The 19,596-nt window shown below is 71.8% G+C and carries 15 protein-coding genes; 5 read left to right on the plus strand and 10 right to left on the minus strand.

What is annotated here, in order from left to right; all coding sequences use genetic code 11:
* Position 1 precedes the first annotated feature (1 nt).
* Together KALB_RS06030 and KALB_RS06035 are read left to right on the plus strand one after the other, a co-directional pair.
* The gene (locus tag KALB_RS06030; protein ID WP_042220271.1) at positions 2 to 2,788 is read left to right on the plus strand and encodes an AAA family ATPase; all 2,787 of its coding nucleotides are present in this window, start codon (positions 2 to 4) and stop codon (positions 2,786 to 2,788) included.
* A gap of 187 nt (positions 2,789 to 2,975) precedes the next feature.
* Positions 2,976 to 3,725, plus strand: coding sequence for a thioesterase II family protein (locus tag KALB_RS06035; protein ID WP_025354825.1), 750 nt, complete (start codon positions 2,976 to 2,978; stop codon positions 3,723 to 3,725).
* A gap of 22 nt (positions 3,726 to 3,747) precedes the next feature.
* On the opposite strand, the gene KALB_RS06040 is transcribed toward KALB_RS06035, so the two are convergent.
* From KALB_RS06040 to KALB_RS06075, 8 genes are all read right to left on the minus strand, one after another.
* Complete coding sequence (locus tag KALB_RS06040; protein ID WP_025354826.1) at positions 3,748 to 4,707, minus strand: LysR family transcriptional regulator; 960 nt, start codon at positions 4,705 to 4,707, stop codon at positions 3,748 to 3,750.
* A 151-nt stretch (positions 4,708 to 4,858) separates the two neighbouring features.
* Positions 4,859 to 6,013, minus strand: coding sequence for a MinD/ParA family ATP-binding protein (locus KALB_RS06045; RefSeq protein ID WP_025354827.1), 1,155 nt, complete (start codon positions 6,011 to 6,013; stop codon positions 4,859 to 4,861).
* 244 nt (positions 6,014 to 6,257) lie between these two features.
* Positions 6,258 to 6,620: a hypothetical protein gene (locus KALB_RS06050; RefSeq protein WP_025354828.1), complete on the minus strand. Its 363-nt coding sequence runs from the start codon at positions 6,618 to 6,620 to the stop codon at positions 6,258 to 6,260.
* Positions 6,621 to 6,742: 122 nt separating this feature from the next.
* Positions 6,743 to 7,390, minus strand: coding sequence for a response regulator (locus tag KALB_RS06055; protein ID WP_025354829.1), 648 nt, complete (start codon positions 7,388 to 7,390; stop codon positions 6,743 to 6,745).
* A 17-nt stretch (positions 7,391 to 7,407) separates the two neighbouring features.
* Complete coding sequence (locus KALB_RS43660; protein WP_025354830.1) at positions 7,408 to 8,988, minus strand: sensor histidine kinase; 1,581 nt, start codon at positions 8,986 to 8,988, stop codon at positions 7,408 to 7,410.
* Between the two features lie 115 nt (positions 8,989 to 9,103).
* Positions 9,104 to 10,117 (minus strand): SMP-30/gluconolactonase/LRE family protein, encoded by a 1,014-nt coding sequence (locus KALB_RS06065; protein WP_318296822.1) that lies wholly within the window; start codon positions 10,115 to 10,117, stop codon positions 9,104 to 9,106.
* Positions 10,118 to 10,122: 5 nt separating this feature from the next.
* Entirely contained in the window at positions 10,123 to 11,112 is a 990-nt protein-coding gene (locus tag KALB_RS06070; protein WP_025354832.1) for an asparaginase, read from the minus strand.
* Positions 11,109 to 11,954 carry a phosphotransferase gene (locus tag KALB_RS06075; protein ID WP_025354833.1) on the minus strand — a complete coding sequence of 282 codons (846 nt, stop codon included), beginning with the start codon at positions 11,952 to 11,954 and terminating at the stop codon, positions 11,109 to 11,111. Before KALB_RS06075 ends, KALB_RS06070 begins: the two co-directional genes overlap by 4 nt.
* Before the next feature lie 130 nt (positions 11,955 to 12,084).
* On the opposite strand from KALB_RS06075, the gene ctaD reads away from it, so the two are divergent.
* From ctaD to KALB_RS06090, 3 genes are all read left to right on the plus strand, one after another.
* Positions 12,085 to 13,800 carry an aa3-type cytochrome oxidase subunit I gene (gene ctaD, locus KALB_RS06080; RefSeq protein WP_042220272.1) on the plus strand — a complete coding sequence of 572 codons (1,716 nt, stop codon included), beginning with the start codon at positions 12,085 to 12,087 and terminating at the stop codon, positions 13,798 to 13,800.
* 80 nt (positions 13,801 to 13,880) lie between these two features.
* On the plus strand, positions 13,881 to 15,107 hold the full coding sequence (gene serB, locus KALB_RS06085; RefSeq protein ID WP_025354834.1) for a phosphoserine phosphatase SerB: 1,227 nt from the start codon (positions 13,881 to 13,883) through the stop codon (positions 15,105 to 15,107).
* On the plus strand, positions 15,104 to 15,835 hold the full coding sequence (locus tag KALB_RS06090) for a peptidyl-tRNA hydrolase (RefSeq protein WP_025354835.1): 732 nt from the start codon (positions 15,104 to 15,106) through the stop codon (positions 15,833 to 15,835). Before serB ends, KALB_RS06090 begins: the two co-directional genes overlap by 4 nt.
* Before the next feature lie 129 nt (positions 15,836 to 15,964).
* Here KALB_RS06090 and KALB_RS06095 read toward each other — a convergent pair whose 3' ends face one another.
* On the minus strand, positions 15,965 to 17,263 hold the full coding sequence (locus KALB_RS06095; protein ID WP_025354836.1) for an aldehyde dehydrogenase family protein: 1,299 nt from the start codon (positions 17,261 to 17,263) through the stop codon (positions 15,965 to 15,967).
* A 203-nt stretch (positions 17,264 to 17,466) separates the two neighbouring features.
* Complete coding sequence (locus tag KALB_RS06100) at positions 17,467 to 19,497, minus strand: ATP-dependent DNA helicase (protein WP_025354837.1); 2,031 nt, start codon at positions 19,495 to 19,497, stop codon at positions 17,467 to 17,469.
* Positions 19,498 to 19,596 lie beyond the last annotated feature (99 nt).

A 19,596-nucleotide genomic window follows, 5' to 3' on the forward strand; every position in this document is an offset into this window, starting at 1 on the left:
TATGGCGCTGCCTTTTGAATTGGTCGACCTGACTGACACGTCACCATTGGAATTGGTCGAGCGCGACGCGGAACTGAATCATCTTGACTGCCTGGTGCGTGATTGTGCGGACGGCCGGGGTGGGGTGGTGCTGGTCGCCGGTGGGGTGGCGACGGGCAAGACGGAGCTGTTGTACGCGTTCGCCGAGCGGGCTGCCGAGCGGGCGGTGGTGGTGACGGCGACGGGGTCGCGGGTGGAGCGGACGCTGCCGTTGGGGGTGGTGTCGCAGTTGTTCCACTCGGTGGCGGTGCCGGCTGGGGTGTGGGAGCGGGTGACGGTCCTGTTGGAGGAGGGCATGTTCACCGCGGCGCTGTCGGATCCGGAGTCGGAGACGGTGGAGCATGTCCGGGCGAATGTGGTCAACGGGTTGTGTTCGGCGCTGGTGGAGGTCGCGGGTGGGCGTCCGCTGGTGATCGTGGTGGATGACTTGCAGTACGTGGATGTGCCCTCGTTGCAGTTGTTGTTGTTCCTGGTGCGGCGGGTGCGTACGGCGCGGGTGGGTGTGGTGCTGGCCGAGGGGGTGGGTCCGGTGCAGGCCCGTCCGTTGTTCCACGGGGAGCTGACCCGCCAGGCTCGGTTCCGCCGTGTGCAGGTCGCCCCGCTGACCGAGGCCGGGGTCGAGCGGCTGCTCAGCGGCCGGATCGACACCGGGCTGGCCGGGGCCGTGCACCGGATCAGCGGGGGCAACCCGCTGCTGGTGCGCGCGCTGGTCGAGGACCACGAGAACGCCACCAAGCACCCGGCGGGGCGGCCCGCCGTGGGCAAGACCTTCGGGCGCGCGGTGGTCAGCTGCCTGCGCCGCGGCGACCCGGTGCTGCTGGAGGTGGCCCGCGGCTTGGCCGTGACCGGCCCGGACACGCCCGTCACCGTGCTCTCGCAGCTGCTGGACGTGGAGACCGACACGGTCGCCAACGCACTGGAAGTCCTTGCCTGGTCGGGCATCCTCACCGCGGACGGCGAGTTCCGGCACGAGCAGGCCGTGGCCGCCGTGGTGGAGGACATGCCGGCCCGGGTGCTGGCGGACCTGCACCACCGGGTCGCCGGTCTGCTGCACGACCGGGGCGAGCCCGCTGCCGCGGTGGCCCGCCACCTGGTCGCCGCGGGTCGCGCCGACGACCCGTGGGGCGTGCAGGTGCTGCGCGAGGCCGCCGAGCAGGCGCTGGTAGCCGACCAGGTGCAGCCCGCGGTGGACTGCCTGGAGCTGACCACGAAGGTCTGCGCCGACGGGCCGCAGCGCGCGTCGATCACGACGCAGCTGTCGGGGCTGGAGTGGCGGCTGAACCCGGCCAGCGGGGCGCGGCACCTCAACCGGCTGACCGCGGCGATGCGCGCGGGCCACCTGGCCGGCGCCGACGCGAGCACCCTGGTGCGCAACCTGCTGTGGCACGGCCGGATGGACGACGCCGGGGACATGCTGGAGCTGCTGGACGGCGCCGAGGAGCAGCACATCACCGCCCTGTGGCTGTCCGCCTCCTACCCCACCCTGCGCAACCGGGTACCCCCGATCGAGCCGCACGTGCAGCTCGCGCCCGCGGTCTGCTCGGACCCGCGCCTGCAGGCCGCGCTGGCGTTGACCACCGTGCTGACCCACGGGGCCACCGAGGAGGCCATCTCCGGGGCCGAGCAGGTGCTGCAGTCCACCCGGCTGGACGCCACGACCCTCGAACCCCTCAAGTGCGCCCTGTTGGCGTTGATCTACGCGGACCGGTTGGACAAGGCCGCGCCCTGGTGCGACCTGCTCCTGCAGGAAGCCGCCGCCCGCCGCGCACCCGGCTGGCAGGCCCCCTTCGCCGCGATCCGCGCCGAGATCTGCATCCGCCAGGGCGACCTGCCCCAGGCCGAACGACACGCCCGTGCCGCACTGGACCACATGTCCCCGCAAGCCTGGGGCGTGGCCATCGGCGTGCCCCTGGCCACCCTGCTCATGGCCACCACCGCCATGGGCAAACTCGAGGACACCGCGGCCCTGTTCACCCAGCCCGTGCCCCCCGCCATGCTGCAAACCCGCCACGGCCTGCACTACCTGCACGCCCGCGGCCACTACCACCTGGCCACCAACCGCCTGCACGCCGCACTCGGGGACTTCCTGTACTGCGGGGAACTCATGCGCGCCTGGGACCTGGACCTGCCCGCCCTGGTCCCGTGGCGGACCAGCGCGGCCGAGGTCTACCTGCGGCTGGGCAAACGCGACCAGGCCCGCGACCTGGTCGAGGAACAGCTGGGCATGCTCGCCGCCGGGCCCTCCCGCAGCCGGGGCATCTCGCTGCGGCTCAAGGCCGCCACCAGCGAGGAACCCCACCGCCCCGCCCTGCTCAAGGAAGCCGTCGACCAACTCCAGGCCGCCGGTGACCGGCTGGAACTGGCCCGCGCCCTGGCCGACCTGTCCACCGTGCACCAGGCACTGGGCGAGCCCAGCCGCGCCCGCATGGCCGCCCGCCGCGCCTGGCACGTCGCCAAGGGCTGCCGCGCCGAAACCCTGCTGCCGAACTGGAACACCGAGGAACTGCCCACCCCGGTGGAGCAGGCCGAGGTGGCCGACGCCGAGGCGATCACGGCGCTGAGCGAGGCGGAGCGGCGCGTCGCGGCGCTGGCCGCGGTGGGGCACACCAACCGCGAGATCGCGGGCAAGCTCTACATCACCGTGTCCACCGTCGAGCAGCACCTGACCCGGGTCTACCGCAAGCTCAACGTCAACCGGCGCAAGGACCTGCCCGCCGGGCTGCAGCTGACCATCGCGAATTCGGCGTGAGCGGTGGCCCGGGGTACCGCCCCCGGGCCACCACCGGCGCGCACAATTCACGAACAGTTCGGTAACACGTGTTGTGGGCCACATTTCCTCGTTTTCCCGGGTGACTCATCGGGGAATAGGGGTGCTGATGATCAATTCGCACCAGTACGATTCCGGTATCGGCACCGGAGAGGATCACACCACCGCCATGGCTGGACACACGCTCGACAGCCGCTGGATACGGCGATTCCACCCCTCGCCGAACAGCGCGGTCCGACTGCTGTGCCTGCCGCATGCCGGGGGCACCGCCAACTGTTTCTACCCGATGTCCGAATTGCTCTCCCCGCGCATTGAGGTGCTGTCGGTGCAGTACCCGGGCCGCCAGGACCGGGTGCACGAGCCCTGTCTGACCGAGCTGTCCGCGCTGGCCGACTCGCTCTACGAGGAGCTGACCGGCTGGCTGGACCGGCCGCTGGCGCTGTTCGGCCACTGCATGGGCGCACTGGTGGCCTTCGAGGTGGCCATGCGGCTGGAGCGCAGGTCACAGGTGGTGCCCGTGGCCCTGTTCGCCTCCGGCAGCCCGGGGCCCTGCGCGTTCCCGACCACCGGCAGCGACTACGGCCTGCTGGAGGACCTGCTGATGGTGGAGCGCGCCCCGCGCGGTGGCCGCTGCGTGCAGCGCACCGCCTCGGCCGCCATCCGCGCCGACTACGCCGCCGTGCTGGCCTACCGGATGCCCACGGGCGGCGGGGTCAGCTGCCCGGTGACCGCCCTGCTCGGTGATCGCGACCCGGCCGTTGGCGTGGCCCAGGGCCGTTCCTGGAGCGAGCACACCACCGGGGCCTTCGACTTCCAGGTTTACCCGGGCGGTCGTTTCTACTTCGACTCCTGCCGACTCGAGGTCGCCGAGGCGATCAGCGGCCAGCTGTTGCAGGACAACGCGGTGGCCCGCCGCTGATCGATGATTCCCGGGATGGCGCTTACCGCTGCGGGCCGAATTCCGGGTGTTCGATGAGCCAGCTCTCATAACGGTCGTTGCGGCCAACGGATTCGCGATAGGCGTGCAGGGCGTGCCCGCTCAACCGCTCGACCAGGTCCGGCGACACGCTGCCCGGCCGCCAGCCCAGCTGGTGCCGCCAGCTCAACGGAGCCCCCGCCAGCGGCATCACCACCAGCCCCGGCGTGTAGCGGAACGTCGCCTGGCACAACACGACCGCCTGACCGTCCTGGGCCATGCCCACGCAGGAGGCCACGTCCACCTCGTACACCGCGCGCGGGCTGAACCCCGCTCTGGCGCACTCTCTGGCGAAGCAGTCGCCGAAGCAGCCGTCCCCCGGGGTGACCGCCCACCGGCTGTCCGCCAGCTCGGCCAGCGCCACCTCCGAGCGCCCGGCCAGCGGGTGCGACTCCGCCAGCAGTACGAAAACCGGGTCCAGGGCCAGCGTGGTCCAGGTCAGCGGCCGCTCGCTCGGCGCGTCCGCGTCCCCGCAGGTGCCGATCAGCGCGAAGTCCGCGCCGCCCTCGAACACCACCTCCGCCAGCTCCTTCGCCGACCAGGACACCTGCGTGATCACCTCGGCCTGCGGCTCCGCCTCGGTGAGCCGCTGCACCAGCCCGGACAGGAAGGGGCCGTTCACCGAGCCGACCCGGTAGCGCGGCACCGCCCGCTCCTGCTCCGCGATCCGGCTCGCCTCCTCCTGTAGGCCGTCCACCGCGGGCAGCACCACCCGTGCCCGCTCCAGCACCAGTTGGCCCAGCTGCGTCGGCCGCACGCCCCGCCGGTCGCGCTCGAACAGTGGTGCCCCCAGCGTGGACTCGATCCGTTGCAGCTGTGCGGTCAGCGCGGGCTGGGCTATGCCGAGCACCGATGCCGCCTTCGAGACGCTGCCGGTGTCGGCGATCGTGCACACCGCCCGCAGGTGCCGCAGTTCCAGGCGCATCCTCCGGACGTTACGGGCGTGCCAGCGCCCGGTGAAGGTGCGCTTCACAGATTTTCGGCCCAATCCCTGTTAGCGACCGGCCGAACGGGGCAGGCGAAGCGCCGTGAAGGTGGCTTTCGCTGCGTCCAGCGCGGTGAAAGCCACCTTCACGTCACAGGCCGTTGGCCACGGCGGCGGCGACACGGAGCCAGGCGCCGCGGGTGGAGCTGGACAGCGCCCGGTAGATGATCCGGTCACCGGGCACCAGCAGCGGGTCGTACGGCACCGGCACGACGGCCCTGGTGAGCTGCCCGAAGTGCTGGCGCAGCGCGGCGGACAGCCGGGGGTCGGGCTTGGGGTCGGGCGCGGACAGCACGGTGACGGCGTTGCGCACCAGGGCGGTGTGGCCCGCGTTGTGCAGCCCGTCGCACAGCCAGGCGGCGGAGGCCCCGGTGTCCTCGCGCACGGTGGACACGATCACCAGCTGGTCGGCGGACTCCAGCGCCGCCAACCAGTTGGGGGCCCGCATGTTGTTGCCGGTGTCCACGACGATGACCCGGTAGAAGCGGGCCAGCACCCGGTGCAGCCGTTGGAAGGCCGCCCCGTCGAGCACGGTGGCCGAGGTCGGGTCCTCGTCGGAGGCGAGCACGTCGAACTGGGCCTCGCCCTGACCGCGCACGTAGTTGTCCAGGTCGCCGACGCGGGCCGAGCGCAGGTCGGTGAACCGGTCGAGGTCGCGCAGCAGGCCGAGCGCGGTGTTGGAGTGCCGGGCCGCCTGCGCGCGCCAGCCCAGGGTGCCCCGGGTCTCGTTGTTGTCCCAGGCCAGGGTCCAGCCGCCGCGGAACACGCCGAAGGTCGCGCCGAGCAGGTACGTGGCGACGGTCTTGTTGGCCCCGCCCTTGGGGTTGACCACGACCACGGTCTTGGGGCCGTCCAGCGAGCGCTGCACGGACAGCACCGACTCGCGGTGCACCCGCTCGTGCTCGGACATCCTCGGCGTGATCCGGCCACCGGTCAGCTTGCGGACCTTGCCCTGCCAGCCCCACTCGGCGGGGCCGAGCGCGTTGCGCTGCGGACGGGAGGCCAGCAGGTCCGCCGTGGTCGGCGGCAGGGCGGGCGGCATTGGCAGGACGGGCGGCGGCGCCGGGGTGGGCGGCAGCGGGGGAGTGTGCCCGTGCCAGAGCGGCGGCGTGCGCTGCACCGGCGGTTGCGTGGGCGCGGGCCACCGCACCGGCAGGGTGCCCGCGAGCACGGTGTCCGGCGGCCTGCTGTGCTTGCCGATCGGGTGCTGTGCGACGCCGTTGCTGACCGATGGGTCGTTCCCCACTTGCCCTCCCTGGACTAGGACAAGGATCCGACTGCTGGTTGCCGCCATTACGCCACGCGAGTGGTGGACGCGCCACCGGCAGTTTGTGTCCACGCCCTGCTCAGGGACCGTTCCGGGGTCGTCCACCACGGGCCGGAACGGAAACTGGAGACGTGGGTCACAATGCTCGGGTCAATTGTGGGAACAGCATTTCTGGCGCATTCGTGCCAGCACCGCTTGATCTATTTGTGCGGGGGCGACAAAGTCAGCGGGCGGTGCGGATCGCCGGGGGCCGGGGGCTGCCGGTGCCGCCGTGGGTGCCCCTGCGATGGGTGAACGGCTTCTTCTCGATCAGTTTGCCGCCCAGGAAGCAGAGCCGGTAACCGCTGCCCGCCTGGCTGGCGCGGTAGAACCGGCAGTGCGAGCCGACGGGCTGCCGCCCGCCGTTGCCGCGCAGGCTCAGACTCGCCGAGGGCAGGCGCCGCAGCACCTCGGACTCGGTCTGACCGCGGTGGATCGAATCGAAGGTGGACGCGGACACGGCGGTCCTCGGCGCGGGCTTGGGCAGTAGCCAGGCCGCGCCGGTCAGGGTCAGGCAGAAGCCGATGACCAGCACCGCGATGCGCACGATGCCCCCTCTCCCTGTTCGGCAACGCCCTTCTGACGTTACTGACCCGGGCGGGGTTGCCCCAGCGTTCGAAAGGCGATTCCACGCTGACGAAAGTCGAGTTCTCGCGGGACCTCGTGCCCTCAGCGCAGGCCCGCCTCGTGGGCCATGATCGCGGCCTGGACCCGGTTGGTGCAGTTGAGCTTGGTGAGCACTCGGCTGACGTACATCTTCACGGTGGCCTCGCTGGCGTGCAGCCGGCTGCTGATGTCGGCGTTGGACAGGCCCTGCGCCAGCAGCCGCAGCACGTCGGTCTCCCGCTCGGTCAGGGAGGCCAGCCTGTTGTGCGCCGAGGCCGCGCTGACCGGGGCCGCGGACCGGGCCCGCTTCATCACCCAGGTCGTCACCGAGGGGGACAGGTAGGACTCGCCCGCGGCGACCACCCGCACCGCGCGGCCCAGTTCCTCGGGGGCGGAGTCCTTGAGCAGGAAGCCCGCGGCGCCGCCGTCCAGCGCCCTGGTGATGTACTCGCCCTCCCCGAAGGTGGTCAGGAACACCACCCTGGTCGACGGGGCGACCCTGGCCACCTCGCCCAGCGCGGTCAGCCCGTCCATGCCCGGCATGCGGATGTCCAGCAGCAGCACGTCCACCGAGTGCTTGCCCACCACCTCCACCGCGGCCCGCCCGTCACCGGCCTCGGCGACCACCTCGATGTCCGGCGAGGCCGAGAGCACCAGCTTGATGCCCGCCCGCACCAGGGGCTCGTCGTCGGCGATGGCGACGCGGACCACCGCACCCTCCTCACGGCTCATCGCGGCGGCACGGGGATGTCGAACCGGCGCTTCTCGGTCAGCACACCGTCAGCGAAGCACAACCGGTAGCCGTAGCGCGGCTCGGGATCGGTCGGGTTGCTCGCGGCGAACACGTCGCACTGGGCGCTGTGCGGGTCGGCCAGCTTGGTCAGCCGGTGTTGCTCGGCGGTCGCCGGGTCGTCCAGCGCGGCCAGCACGTCCTGCTCGGACTGGCCCACGTGCAGCGCGTCCAGGGTCCTCGCGTCGACCTCGCTGGTGCCGTGCCACAGGGCCTGCACCGCGATGAACCCGGTCATCAGGGCGACCGCCAGCGCGAGCAGCGCCACGATCCACGCGGTGAGCACGCTGGTGCGCGGTCGCAGCGACTTGATCAGCGTGGCCACGTCGGTGGTGCCCGGCGCCAGGTCGGCGCCCGGCTCCTCGGGCACCACCTGCTCGGGCTCGTCCGTGGCGGGCAGCGCCTCGCTGTTGTAGGGCAGCACGATCGCCAGCCGGAAGCCCTCGTCCTCGGTGGCCGCGTGGTGCAGCACGCCACCGGCCAGCCGGGCGCGCTCGCGCAGGCCCACCAGTCCCTTGCCGCCGCCCTCGGCGGGCAGCGGCGGCACCAGCGGGGCGGTGTTGGTCACCTCGGCGATCACCGCGTCCGGCTCGAAGGTCAGCCGGACCCGCACCCGCGCGCCCGGTGCGTGCCGCAGCGCGTTGGTCAGGCCCTCCTGAAGCACCCGGTACACGGCGTGCTCGGACCTGCTGCCGACCGACACCCGGTCGCCGATCTCGGTGTACTCCACGTGCGCGCCCGCCGACCGCGCCGTCTCCAGCAGTTCGGGCAGGTGCGCCAGGCCCTTCGCCTCGTGCGGGCGGCTGTCCTGGGCCCCCTCGTTGAGCACGCCCACGATGCCGCGCAGCTCGGCCATCGCCCGGCGAGCCGTGTCGTGCAGGACCACCGCGGTCTGCGCCTGCTCGGACCCGGGTTCGGTGGCCACGGTCAACCCGCCCGCGTGCAGGGAGATCAGGGTCAGCTGGTGGCCCAGCGTGTCGTGCATGTCCACGGCGATCCGGGTGCGCTCGCGCATCCTGGTCTCCGCCACGATCGAGCGCCGCTCGCGCTCCAGCCGGAACGCGCGGTCGCGCAGGGCGGTCACCAGCAGGCGGCGCTGCGCCACGTTGCGGCCGATCACCACCGGCACGACGACCAGCAACAGGGCGAAGGCCAGCAGCAGGCTCCACGTACCGAAGTCGTGCGGCATCTGCTGGCTGACCGCCAGGTAGATCCCGCTGCTGACCAGCAGCCCGAGCAGGCCGCCCAGCAGCCGGGGAATCGCGGGCACCCGCAGGCCCGCCCAGTAGCTGACCACCGCGAGCGGCAGGTAGGAGCCGAGCCCGACCAGTACCAGCGCGGTCGTCGGGAAGCGCAGTCGCAGCACCACGGCCAGCACGCCGACCGCCAGGTAGGCGGGCCAGGTCGGGTCGGTCTCCAGCGTGGGGGTGGTCAGCACGGTGAGCGTGATCAGCACGACCTCGCGCACGACCTGGCGCCAGCCCGTCACGCCCCAAAGCCGCAGCAGGCGTTCGAGCATGGCGCGATCATAGGAACGGCCCGCGGCGGGCGGCGACCGCAGAAAGTCGGCGCGGCCGTGTCGAAAGTTCGGTGTCATGTGCCGTTCGTTGTGTCAGGTGCCACGAACGGCACTTTCACGACAGGTCGATCACCGCGACCGCGCGCTCGCGCAGGCTGCCCAGGTAGAGCTTGCCCTCGTGTTCGCGCATGCCCGTCACCATGTGGAACCGCGAGCCGTCGCCCTGTAGGTCGCAGACGACCTGCCCGGTGCCGTCCACGGCGAGCACCCAGCTGGTCCTGATCTCCAGGCGGGTCAGCAGCGCGGGCGGCAGCGCCCAGATCCCCTTGCGCAGCACGGGATGCTTCGGGGCGACCCAGTCCAGCGCCGGGTTGCGCGGGCTGGCCAGCGCCACCCAGATCCGGCCACCGGTGCCGGTGCTCAGGTTGTCCGGGAAGCCCGGCAGGTTCTCCGCGAGCACCTCGTCCTGCCCGGTCCTCGGCCCGGTCAGCCAGACCCGGCGCAGCCGGTACGCCCCGGTCTCGGCGACCACCACGTAGGACTCGTCCTGGGCCAGCGCCACCCCGTTGGCGAACTGCAACCCGCCCAGCAGTTCGGTGACCTCCCCGCTGGCGTCCCGGCGCAGCAGGCGGCCCGTGCCGCTGTGCTCCAGCAGGTCGGCGGTGTAGTGCTCCAGGCCGAACCGCTGCGAGGAGTCGGTGAAGTAGATCGTGCCGTCCGAGCCGACCGCCGCGTTGTTGCAGACCACCAGCGGCTTGCCCGCGACCCGCTCGGCGCCCGCGGCGAGCACCTCGACCCCGCCGCCGACCGGGTCCACCGCGAGCAGCCCCCGGTAGGCGTCGCAGACCAGCAGCCTGCCGTCGGCCAGCAGCTCGACCCCCAGCGGGCGGCCCCCGGTCTCGGCCACCCGCGTCACGGTCCGGCCGTCCGGGCTGACCCGCAGGATGCCGCCGTCCGCCACGCCGGTGACCACGTGGCCCTCGTGGTCGAGCACCACGTCCTCGGTGCCGACCCCGGTCACCGGCAGCAGCCGGGGCCGGTCCATCGGCGGGGTGCTCAGCCGCTGTGCCGCGCGCGGGCTCGCGGTCGGGGGCTGCCACATCACGGGCTGGATCGGGGGACGCTGCACGGGGGCTACTCCTCGCCGTTGAACGCCTTGCGGATGTCCTCGGTGCCCGCACGGGCCGCGAGCAGCTGGCGCAACAGGATGCGCGCCTTGACCGGGGCCAGGAAACCGGCGCCGACCAGGCCCCTGCGCAGCAGGTCCTGCTCGGAGCCGGGAAAGCCGTAGGTCGAGGTGAGCACCGGACCGGCCCCGGTGCGGGAGGCCAGCACCACGGGAACCCGTTCGGCCAGCTTGGCCAGCGGCTCCACCAGGGCCACGGGCACGTGCCCGGCCCCGAACGCGGCGACGACCAGCCCGTCCACGGTGTCGCCGAGGCAGTCCAGCACCGCGCCGTCCTCACCCAGCGTGACCGTGAGCAGGGCGACCCTGGGCTCCGGCGCACCCGGCGGCACGTACACCTTGAGCACGTCCTCGGGCCGGTTGAGCAGCCGGGGCACGCCCTCCACCACGTAGCCGAGCGGGCCGCTGCCCGGGGACACGAAGGCGGCCGTGCTCGTGGTGTGCACCTTGCTGACGTAGCGGGCCGCGTGCACCTCGTCGGACATGACCACCAGGCAGCCCATGCCCCCGGCCTGCTCGCAGGCGGCCACCCGGACCGCCGACAGCAGGTTGGCGGGCCCGTCCGCCCCGGCCATGCCCGCGTGCCGCATCGCCCCGGTGACCACCACCGGCACGCTCTCCAGCACGGACAGATCCAGGTAGAACGCGGTCTCCTCGATCGTGTCGGTGCCCTGGGTGATCACCACGCCCCTGGCGCCCCGGTCCACCTCCTCGGTGATCAGCGCCGCCAGCTCGGCCAGGTCCCGGAAGCCCAGGTTGGCGCCGGGTTGGGAGCGGAACGCCCGCGCGCGCAGTTGCACGCCAACGGAGTCCAGTTCGGGCACCGCGTCGAGCAGGTCGAAGGCGTCCAGGGCGGGTACCGCCCCGGTCTCACCCCCGTTCGGCCGCGTCATGGCGATGGTGCCGCCCATCGAGATCACCGACACGAATTCGGTCACACCTTGTGGCGTACCACATCTGCCAGCCAGCGAGCCAGCACGGAGTCGGCCTCCGCCGCGCGTTCGGGTGCTCGTTGCGCGGAAGCCAGCACCCAGACCAGTCCCTGCAAGGTTCGCAAGCGTTTGCACACGGCCACCGCCTCGGGGTTCACCGGCAGCGGATAGGCGGCCAGCGCGGCCGCCCCGTCCAGCCTGCTGGTGCCCGCGAGCACCGCGAGGTCCCACTCCACCGGGCCGCACCAGGTGTCCTCGAAGTCGTTCCACACCAGGCCGCGGGCGGTGCGCAGGGTGTTACCGGGGTGCGCGTCCCCGTGCAGTGCCTGCCGGGGCGGGTCCAGCCGGTCCAGCTCGGCGGCCAGCCGGTCGCGCTCGGCCCGCATGAGCCCCGCGTGCCGCCCGCCGACCAGGTCGACGCCCAGGCTCAGGTCGACCAGCGGCCCGCAGGCGGCCAGTTCGCCGGGGTAGTCACGCAGCGCGAGGTGCAGCTGGGCCATCGCCTGGGCGAATTCACCCGGTGCGGGCACCGCGTCGGTGTGCGCGACGTGCGTCCAGAAGCCGAAGACCACGCCGTCCACCTCGTGCGGTCCGGGTGGCAGCTCCGCGCTGGGCGGCACCACCGGGCAGCCCCGCCCGGCCAGGTACCCGGCCAGTGCGACCTCGCGGGCGAACCAGGGCCGCACGTTCTGCCTGACCAGGGCCGTGGTGGCGGCGATCCGGGCCACCACCGGGGCGGGTCGCAGGTGCAGCAGGAGGTTGCTGCCGTCCTTGAGCACCGCGGGGTCGGAGCACCGCACGCCGTGCCCGGCGGCGAACCGCAGGACTGTCCGAATGGCGGCTTCCATGCCCGCAAATGCTGTCACGTGCGGTGACGGTGGTCACCTGAGTATCGATCAGGGGCGGCCCAAGCAAGCTGACCGGAACCCGGCGGTCTACGATCCGGAGCGTTCCCGAAGTGACACTGCTGGAGGCATCGTGACGGCCGTAGCCCCGCAGCCGATCGCTACGCGCCCCTACCCGGCGCGCACGACGGTGAAGGGTTCCTTCCTGCTGCGGATGTTCCGCACGACGGACCACAAGCAGATCGGAATCCTGTACCTGGTCACCTCGTTCGCCTTCTTCATGGTGGGCGGGGCGATGGCGCTGCTGATGCGTACCGAGCTGGCCGCACCTGGTTTGCAGTTCCTGTCCCAGGAGCAGTTCAACCAGCTGTTCACCATGCACGGCACGATCATGCTGCTGCTGTACGCGACCCCGATCGTGTTCGGCTTCGCGAACTTCGTGATGCCGTTGCAGATCGGTTCGCCCGACGTGGCCTTCCCCCGGTTGAACGCCTTCTCGTACTGGCTGTACGTGTTCGGCGGCATCATCGTGGTGGCGGGCTTCCTGACCCCGGGTGGCGCCGCCGACTTCGGCTGGTTCGCCTACACCCCGCTGTCGGACATGATCCACTCGCCGGGCGTCGGCGCCGACATGTGGATCTGCGGTCTGATCGTCGGTGGTCTCGGCACCATCCTCGGCGCCGTGAACATGATCACCACGATCGTCTGCCTGCGGGCCCCCGGTATGACCATGTTCCGGATGCCGATCTTCACCTGGAACATCCTGGTGACCAGCATCCTGGTGCTGCTGGCCTTCCCGATCCTGACCGCCGCGCTGTTCGGCCTGGTGGCCGACCGGCACCTGGGCGCCCACGTGTTCGACTCCGCCAACGGCGGTGTGATCCTGTGGCAGCACCTGTTCTGGTTCTTCGGCCACCCCGAGGTCTACATCGTCGCGCTGCCCTTCTTCGGCATCGTGTCGGAGATCTTCCCGGTGTTCAGCCGCAAGCCGATGTTCGGCTACAAGGGCCTGGTCTACGCCACCCTGGGCATCGCGGCCCTGTCGGTGACCGTGTGGGCGCACCACATGTACGCCACCGGCGCCGTGCTGCTGCCCTTCTTCTCCTTCATGACCTTCCTGATCGCGGTCCCGACCGGTGTGAAGTTCTTCAACTGGATCGGCACCATGTGGAAGGGGCAGCTGACCTTCGAGACCCCGATGCTGTTCAGCGTCGGCTTCCTGATCACCTTCCTCTTCGGTGGTCTGACCGGTGTGCTGCTGGCCGCCCCGGCCATCGACTTCCACCTGTCGGACTCCTACTTCGTGGTGGCGCACTTCCACTACGTGCTGTTCGGCACGATCGTGTTCGCCACCTACGCCGGGATCTACTTCTGGTTCCCGAAGATCACCGGCCGGATGATGGACGAGGGCCTGGGCAAGCTGCACTTCTGGACCACGTTCATCGGCTTCCACACCACCTTCCTGGTGCAGCACTGGCTGGGTGCCAACGGCTTCCCGCGCCGCTACGCCGACTACCTGGACATGGACGGGTTCACCGCGCTGAACACGGTGTCCACCATCGGTGCGTACGTGCTGGGCGCCTCCACGCTGCCGTTCATCTGGAACGTGTTCCGCAGCTACCGGTACGGCGAGGTCGTCGAGGTGGACGACCCGTGGGGCTACGGCAACTCGCTGGAGTGGGCGACCTCCTGCCCGCCGCCGCGGCACAACTTCACCTCGCTGCCCCGGATCCGCTCCGAGCGCCCGGCCTTCGAGCTGCACTACCCGCACATGACCGAGCGGATGCGGCTGGAGGCCACCGTGGGCCACCACGGCGCCGAGGTGGCCAAGGAACTGGCTGAGAAGTAGGTCACGACCACTCGGGAAGCCCGGTGCGGTGAGATCACCACCACACCGGGCTTCCTGGTTTTTCGGGCAAACTACTAGTCGTGAGCAGCCAGAGCGCCACCACCGTCCTGATCACCGTGACCGGTCCGGACAAGCCAGGCGTGTCCTCCGTGCTGTTCGCGGTGCTGACCAGGCACGGCGTCGAGGTGCTCGACGTGGAGCAGGTGGTCATCCGCGGCAAGCTCGTGCTGGGCGTGCTGGTCGCCGAGCACCACGACCCGGAGGGCCTTCAGGAGACCGTCGAGCAGGCCATGGCCAGCGTCCAGATGAACGTGGACGTGGAGATCGGCGCCGACCCGCGCAGCCCCTCGCAGTCCGGCTCCAGTCACGTGCTGGTGGTGCTGGGCAGGCCGGTCACCGCGCGGGCGTTCACCGAGGTGGCCCGCAGGCTGGCCGCGCTGGGCGCCAACATCGACGCGATCCGCCGGGTCGCCGACTACCCCGTGACCGGCCTCGAGCTGCGCGTCTCGGTCTCCGACGACACCCAGCGGCAGGACGCCGAGCTGCGCAACGCCGTGGCCGAGGTGTCCGCCCGGGTGGGCCTGGACGTGGCGGTGGAGCGGGCCGGGCTGACCCGCCGCGCCAAGCGCCTGGTCGTGTTCGACGTGGACTCCACGCTCGTGCAGGGCGAGGTCATCGAGATGCTGGCCGCCAGGGCCGGGTGCGAGCAGGCCGTCCGCGAGATCACCGAGGCCGCCATGCGCGGGGAACTGGACTTCACCCAGTCCCTGCAACGGCGGGTCGCGCTGCTGGCCGGGCTGCCCGAGTCGGTGCTGGCCGAGGTGGCCGCCGAACTGGAGCTGACCGCGGGGGCGCGCACCACGATCCGCACCCTCAAGCGGCTGGGCTTTCGCTGCGGGGTCGTGTCCGGTGGCTTCACCAAGGTCATCCAGGGCCTGGCCGAGGAACTGGGCCTGGACTACTGCCGGGCCAACGAGCTGGAGGTCGTGGACGGCAAGCTCACCGGCCGCACGATCGGGCCGGTCGTGGACCGGGCGCGCAAGGCCGTCGCCCTGCGCGAGTTCGCCGAGCAGTACGACGTGCCGCTGGCCCAGTGCGTGGCCGTCGGTGACGGGGCCAACGACATCGACATGCTCGGGGCCGCCGGGCTCGGCGTGGCCTTCAACGCCAAGCCCGCGCTGCGCGAGGTCGCCGACACCGCCCTGTCGCACCCGTTCCTGGACGCCGTGCTGTTCGTGCTCGGCGTGACCCGTGCCGAGGTCGAGGCGGCCGACGCCGCGGACGGTCTGGCACTGTCGCGACCGTGAACCTGCTCGAACCACTGGCCCAGCGCTACGTCTGGGGCAAGCCCCAGTTCACCCCCGAGGACCCCGACCAGGTCCGCGCCATGCCCGTGGTGCTGCGCATCGACAAGGCCACCCCGCCCGCGCGCACCCCGTTGCTGGAGGCCGCCGCGACCGCCGCGCTGGCCGTCTGCCTGGCCGAGGAGCCCGAGTGGCGGCCCGAACTGGAGGCGTGGATCGGCTCACGCATCCGCAAGGTCGCCCGCCGGGCCCGCGGCGCGCACTGGGCGGCCGTGCAGTCGCTGCCGGGCGTCACCGTGGAGGTGGACGGGGCGCAGGCCCGCGCGTTGGTGCCGTGCCTGGTCAGCGACACGCCCCGGGACGTGGCCCGGTTGCAGATCACCGGCAGCGACCTGCCCGCCGACGAGCCCGGGCCGGTGCCGGCCGGTGTGCCGGTGCTGTGGCTGAACCCCGATGTGCCGATGAGCGCGGGCAAGGCGGCGGCCCAGGTCGGCCACGCCACCATGCTGCTCGCCGCCGCGCTGGACGCCGAGTCGCTGGCGCGCTGGGCTGAGCTGGGCTACCGCTGCGCCGTACGCACCCCCGAGACCGCCGACTGGAAGTCGCTGCTGCCCGGTGAGGACCCGGCCGGTGCCTGGCTGGACCGTCGCGTGGTCGCCGTGCGCGACGCGGGCTTCACCGAGGTCGCCCCCGGCACCATCACCGTCCTGGCCCAACCCGGTACCGCCTGACCCGCCCCCACCCGCGAGTCTCGCCCAGCCGCACGCGAGTCCCGCTCTGGCGCACGCGAGTCCCGCTCACCGGTGGCCGAGTCCCGCTCTGGCGCGGCCGAGTCCCGGCCACCGGCATGCGAGTCCCGCTCAGCCGCGCAGCACGGCCTTGCGGTGGCTGAACGTCTCGATCGAGTACAGCCCGTGGTACCGGCCCATGCCGCTCTCGCCGACCCCGCCGAACGGCAGGTCCGACACGCGCAGGTGCGACACGGTCAGCTCGAAGCTCAGCGCGCCCGAGGAGGTCTCCTGCTGAAGGCGTTCCCGGGTACGGTCGGACTTGGTGAACGCGTAGAGCGCCAGCGGCTTGCCCCTGCCGGTGATGAACTCGATCGCCGCGTCCAGGTCGGCCACCTCCACGATCGGCAGGATCGGGCCGAAGATCTCCTCGGCCATCACGGGGTCCTCCGCCCTGACCCCGGCGAGCACGGTCGGCGCGATGTACTTGCTGTCCCGGTCGTGCTGCCCGCCGACCACCGTGCGGCCCGCGCCGAGCAGCCCGGTGAGCCGGTCGAAGTGCCGGTGGTTCACGATCCGGCCGTACTCTGTGCTGGTTGCCGGGTCCTCGCCGAACAGGTCGCGTAGCGCCTGGGGCAGCGCCTGCTCCAGCGCGCGGGCCGTGGCTGGGTCGGTCAGCACGTAGTCGGGGGCAACGCAGGTTTGCCCCGCGTTGAGGAACTTGCCCGCCACGATGCGCTTGGCGACCTCCGTCGGGTCGACGTCACCGTCCACGAACACCGGGGACTTGCCGCCCAGCTCCAGCGCCACGGGCGTCAGGTGCTTGGCCGCCGCCGTCATCACGATCCTGCCGACCACGCCGTTGCCGGTGTAGAAGATGTGGTCGAAGCGCTGCTCCAGCAGTGCGGTGGTCTCCGGGATCGCGCCCTCGACGACCGCCACGCCCTGCACGTAGCCCGGCAGGTGCTTCGCGATCGCCGCCGAGGTGGCCGGTGCCAGTTCGCTCGGCTTGACCACGGCACAGTTGCCCGAGGCCAGCGCGCCCGCCAGTGGAGCCATCAGCAACTGCACGGGGTAGTTCCACGGCGCGATGACCAGCACCACGCCCAGCGGGTCGTACACCGTCCAGGCACTCGCGCCCGGCAGCGAGTCGGGCACCGCCGCGGGCTGCGGCTCCAGCCAGCCCGCCAGGTGAGCCAGGGTGTGGTCGATCTCGTTGACCACGAAGCCGAGTTCGGTGCGGTCCACCTCCGCCCGGCTCTTGCCCAGATCGCTGTGCAGCGCCGCCGCGAACTCGTCCGCCTGCTCGGTGAGCATCGCTCGCAAACCGCGCAGCTGGGTCAGCCGCCAGTCCAGCGACTTGGTCGTCCCAGTGCGGAACGTCTCGCGCAGCCGCGCGACGGTCGCGGGGATCTCTTCCACCGTGCTCATGGCGTCCTCTCTCGACGGGTCTGGGCCACAAACTTAGCGCTGCTCACTAAATTTACGCAATGTGACACGGCGCTACCCATATAGGTAAGCACTGCGGTTTCCGCTGGTCGGGGAGGGTATCGGTGACAGGCCTCCATGGCGCGCCGAACCAGGCTTCGGTGCGCTGGAGTACGCCGAGATCGTGGCCAGTCGTGCCAGGACGGCTAGCTCGCCGCCGCGTCCAACCGCTTCAGGGCGGCGCGCACGACCTCGGGGTCCGAGGTGGTCCAGAACGGGGGCAGCGAGGCGCGCAGGAAACCGCCGTAGCGGGCGGTGGCCAGCCGGGGGTCGAGAATGGCCACGACGCCCTTGTCGTTGGTGGCACGCAGCAACCGCCCGGCGCCCTGGGCGAGCAGCAGGGCGGCGTGCGTGGCGGCCACGGTGAGGAAGCCGTTGCCGCCGCGGGAGGTGACGGCGCGCTGCCGGGCGGAGGCGAGCGGATCGTCGGGGCGGGGGAACGGGATTCGGTCCACGATGACCAGTTGCAGCGAGTCACCGGGCACGTCCACGCCCTGCCACAGCGAGAGCGTGCCGAACAGGCAGCAGCGCGCGTCCTCGGCGAACTTCTTGACCAGCTGCGAGGTCGAGTCCTCGCCCTGGCACAGCACCGGGTACTCGATGCGCTCACGCACGGCCTCGGCGGCCTGCTTGGCGGCCCGCATGGAGGAGAACAGGCCCAGCGAGCGCCCACCGGCCGCGTTGACCAGCTCTACGATCTCGTCCACATAGGACGGTGGGAGCCCGTCCCGTCCCGGTGTGGGCAGATGCCTTGCCAGGTAGAGGATGGCGCTCTTGCTGTGCTCGAACGGGGAACCCACGTCCAGGCCGCTCCAGCGCGGACCGTCCAGATCGGACGGTGGTTCCTTCTCGGTCGCGGTGTCCTCGATCGTGCGCACCTGCGTGGACGCGGGCAGGCCCCACTGCCTGGCCAGCGTGTCGAAGGTGCCGCCGAGGGTGAGCGTGGCCGAGGTCAGCACGGTGGTGCGCGGACCGAACAGCCGCTCGCGCAGCAGCCCGCCCACGCCCAGCGGGGCCACCTTGATCGTCGGGGGCCTGCTGTCGTCGCGGAAGTCCCCGGCCAGCCACACCACGTCGCGCCGCTTGCTCTCGTCCTCGTCGAACGCCTCCAGCAGCCGCACCGCCGTGTCGTGCACCTCGTCCAGCACGGCCTTGGCCAGCTTGCGGTCGGTGGCCCCGTCCGGGTCCTCCTTGCGCTCGGGCCCCAGCGCGGTCATGCACCGGTGCGCGGCGTCGCGCACGGCGGCCAGCGCACCGCCCAGCGCCCTGGGCATCGCGTCCATCCTGCCGACCGGCAGATCGGACACGATCATCGCCAGGCCCTCGCCCGCCTCGGAGAGCTGGTCGGCCACGTCCTCCTCGATCTGCCGCCCGCAACGCCGCACCGCGATCGCGATCGCGGTGGTGCTCAGCTCCTCGGTGGCCACCGAGGTCACCCGGTCCACCAGGTCGTGCGCCTCGTCCACGACGACCACGTCGTGCTCGGGCAGCACCTTGTAGCCCTCCAGCGCGTCGATGGCCAGCAGCGCGTGGTTGGTGACCACCACGTCCGCGCGCCCCGCCTCCGCCCTGGCCCGCTCCGCGAAGCAGTCGGTGCCGATCGGGCACTTCGCCGCGCCGAGGCACTCCCGGGCCGTCACCGACACCTGCCGCCATGCCTGGTCGGTGACCCCGGGCACCAGCTCGTCGCGGTCACCGGTCTCGGTGTCGGAGGACCAGTCGTGCAGGCGCTTGACGTCCCGGCCCAGCCGCGAGACCGCGAACGGGTCGAACAGGCCCGGCTCCTCGGGTTCCTCGGGCGCCCCGGAGTGCAGCCGGTGCATGCACAGGTAGTTGCGGCGCCCCTTGAGGATCGCGAAGGTCGGCGCCCTGCCCAGCGCGCCCTTGAGCGCCTTGGCCAACCGGGGCAGGTCCCGGTCCACCAGTTGGCGCTGCAGGGCGATCGTGGCCGTGGACACCACCACGGTGGAGCCCTCGCCGACCGCGTGCCGGATCGCGGGCACCAGGTACGCCAACGACTTGCCGGTGCCGGTGCCCGCCTGCACGGCCAGGTGCTCGCCGGTGCGGATGGCGCGCTCCACGGCCTGCGCCATCTCCACCTGGCCTGGGCGCTCGGCACCGCCCACGGCGCTGACGGCCTCGGCGAGCAGCTCTTCGGTTGACGGCAGTTCCGGCACGCCCAGAACCGTACCTCTGACCCCCGACAGGTCTCGTTCCGGCGCGGGCAGAGCGGGATTCGCGCTGCACAGAGCGGGACTCGCCGTCGCCAGAGCGGG

It is taken from the genome of Kutzneria viridogrisea DSM 43870 (assembly GCF_000525635.1).
Taxonomy (GTDB): Bacteria; Actinomycetota; Actinomycetes; order Mycobacteriales; family Pseudonocardiaceae; genus Kutzneria; species Kutzneria viridogrisea.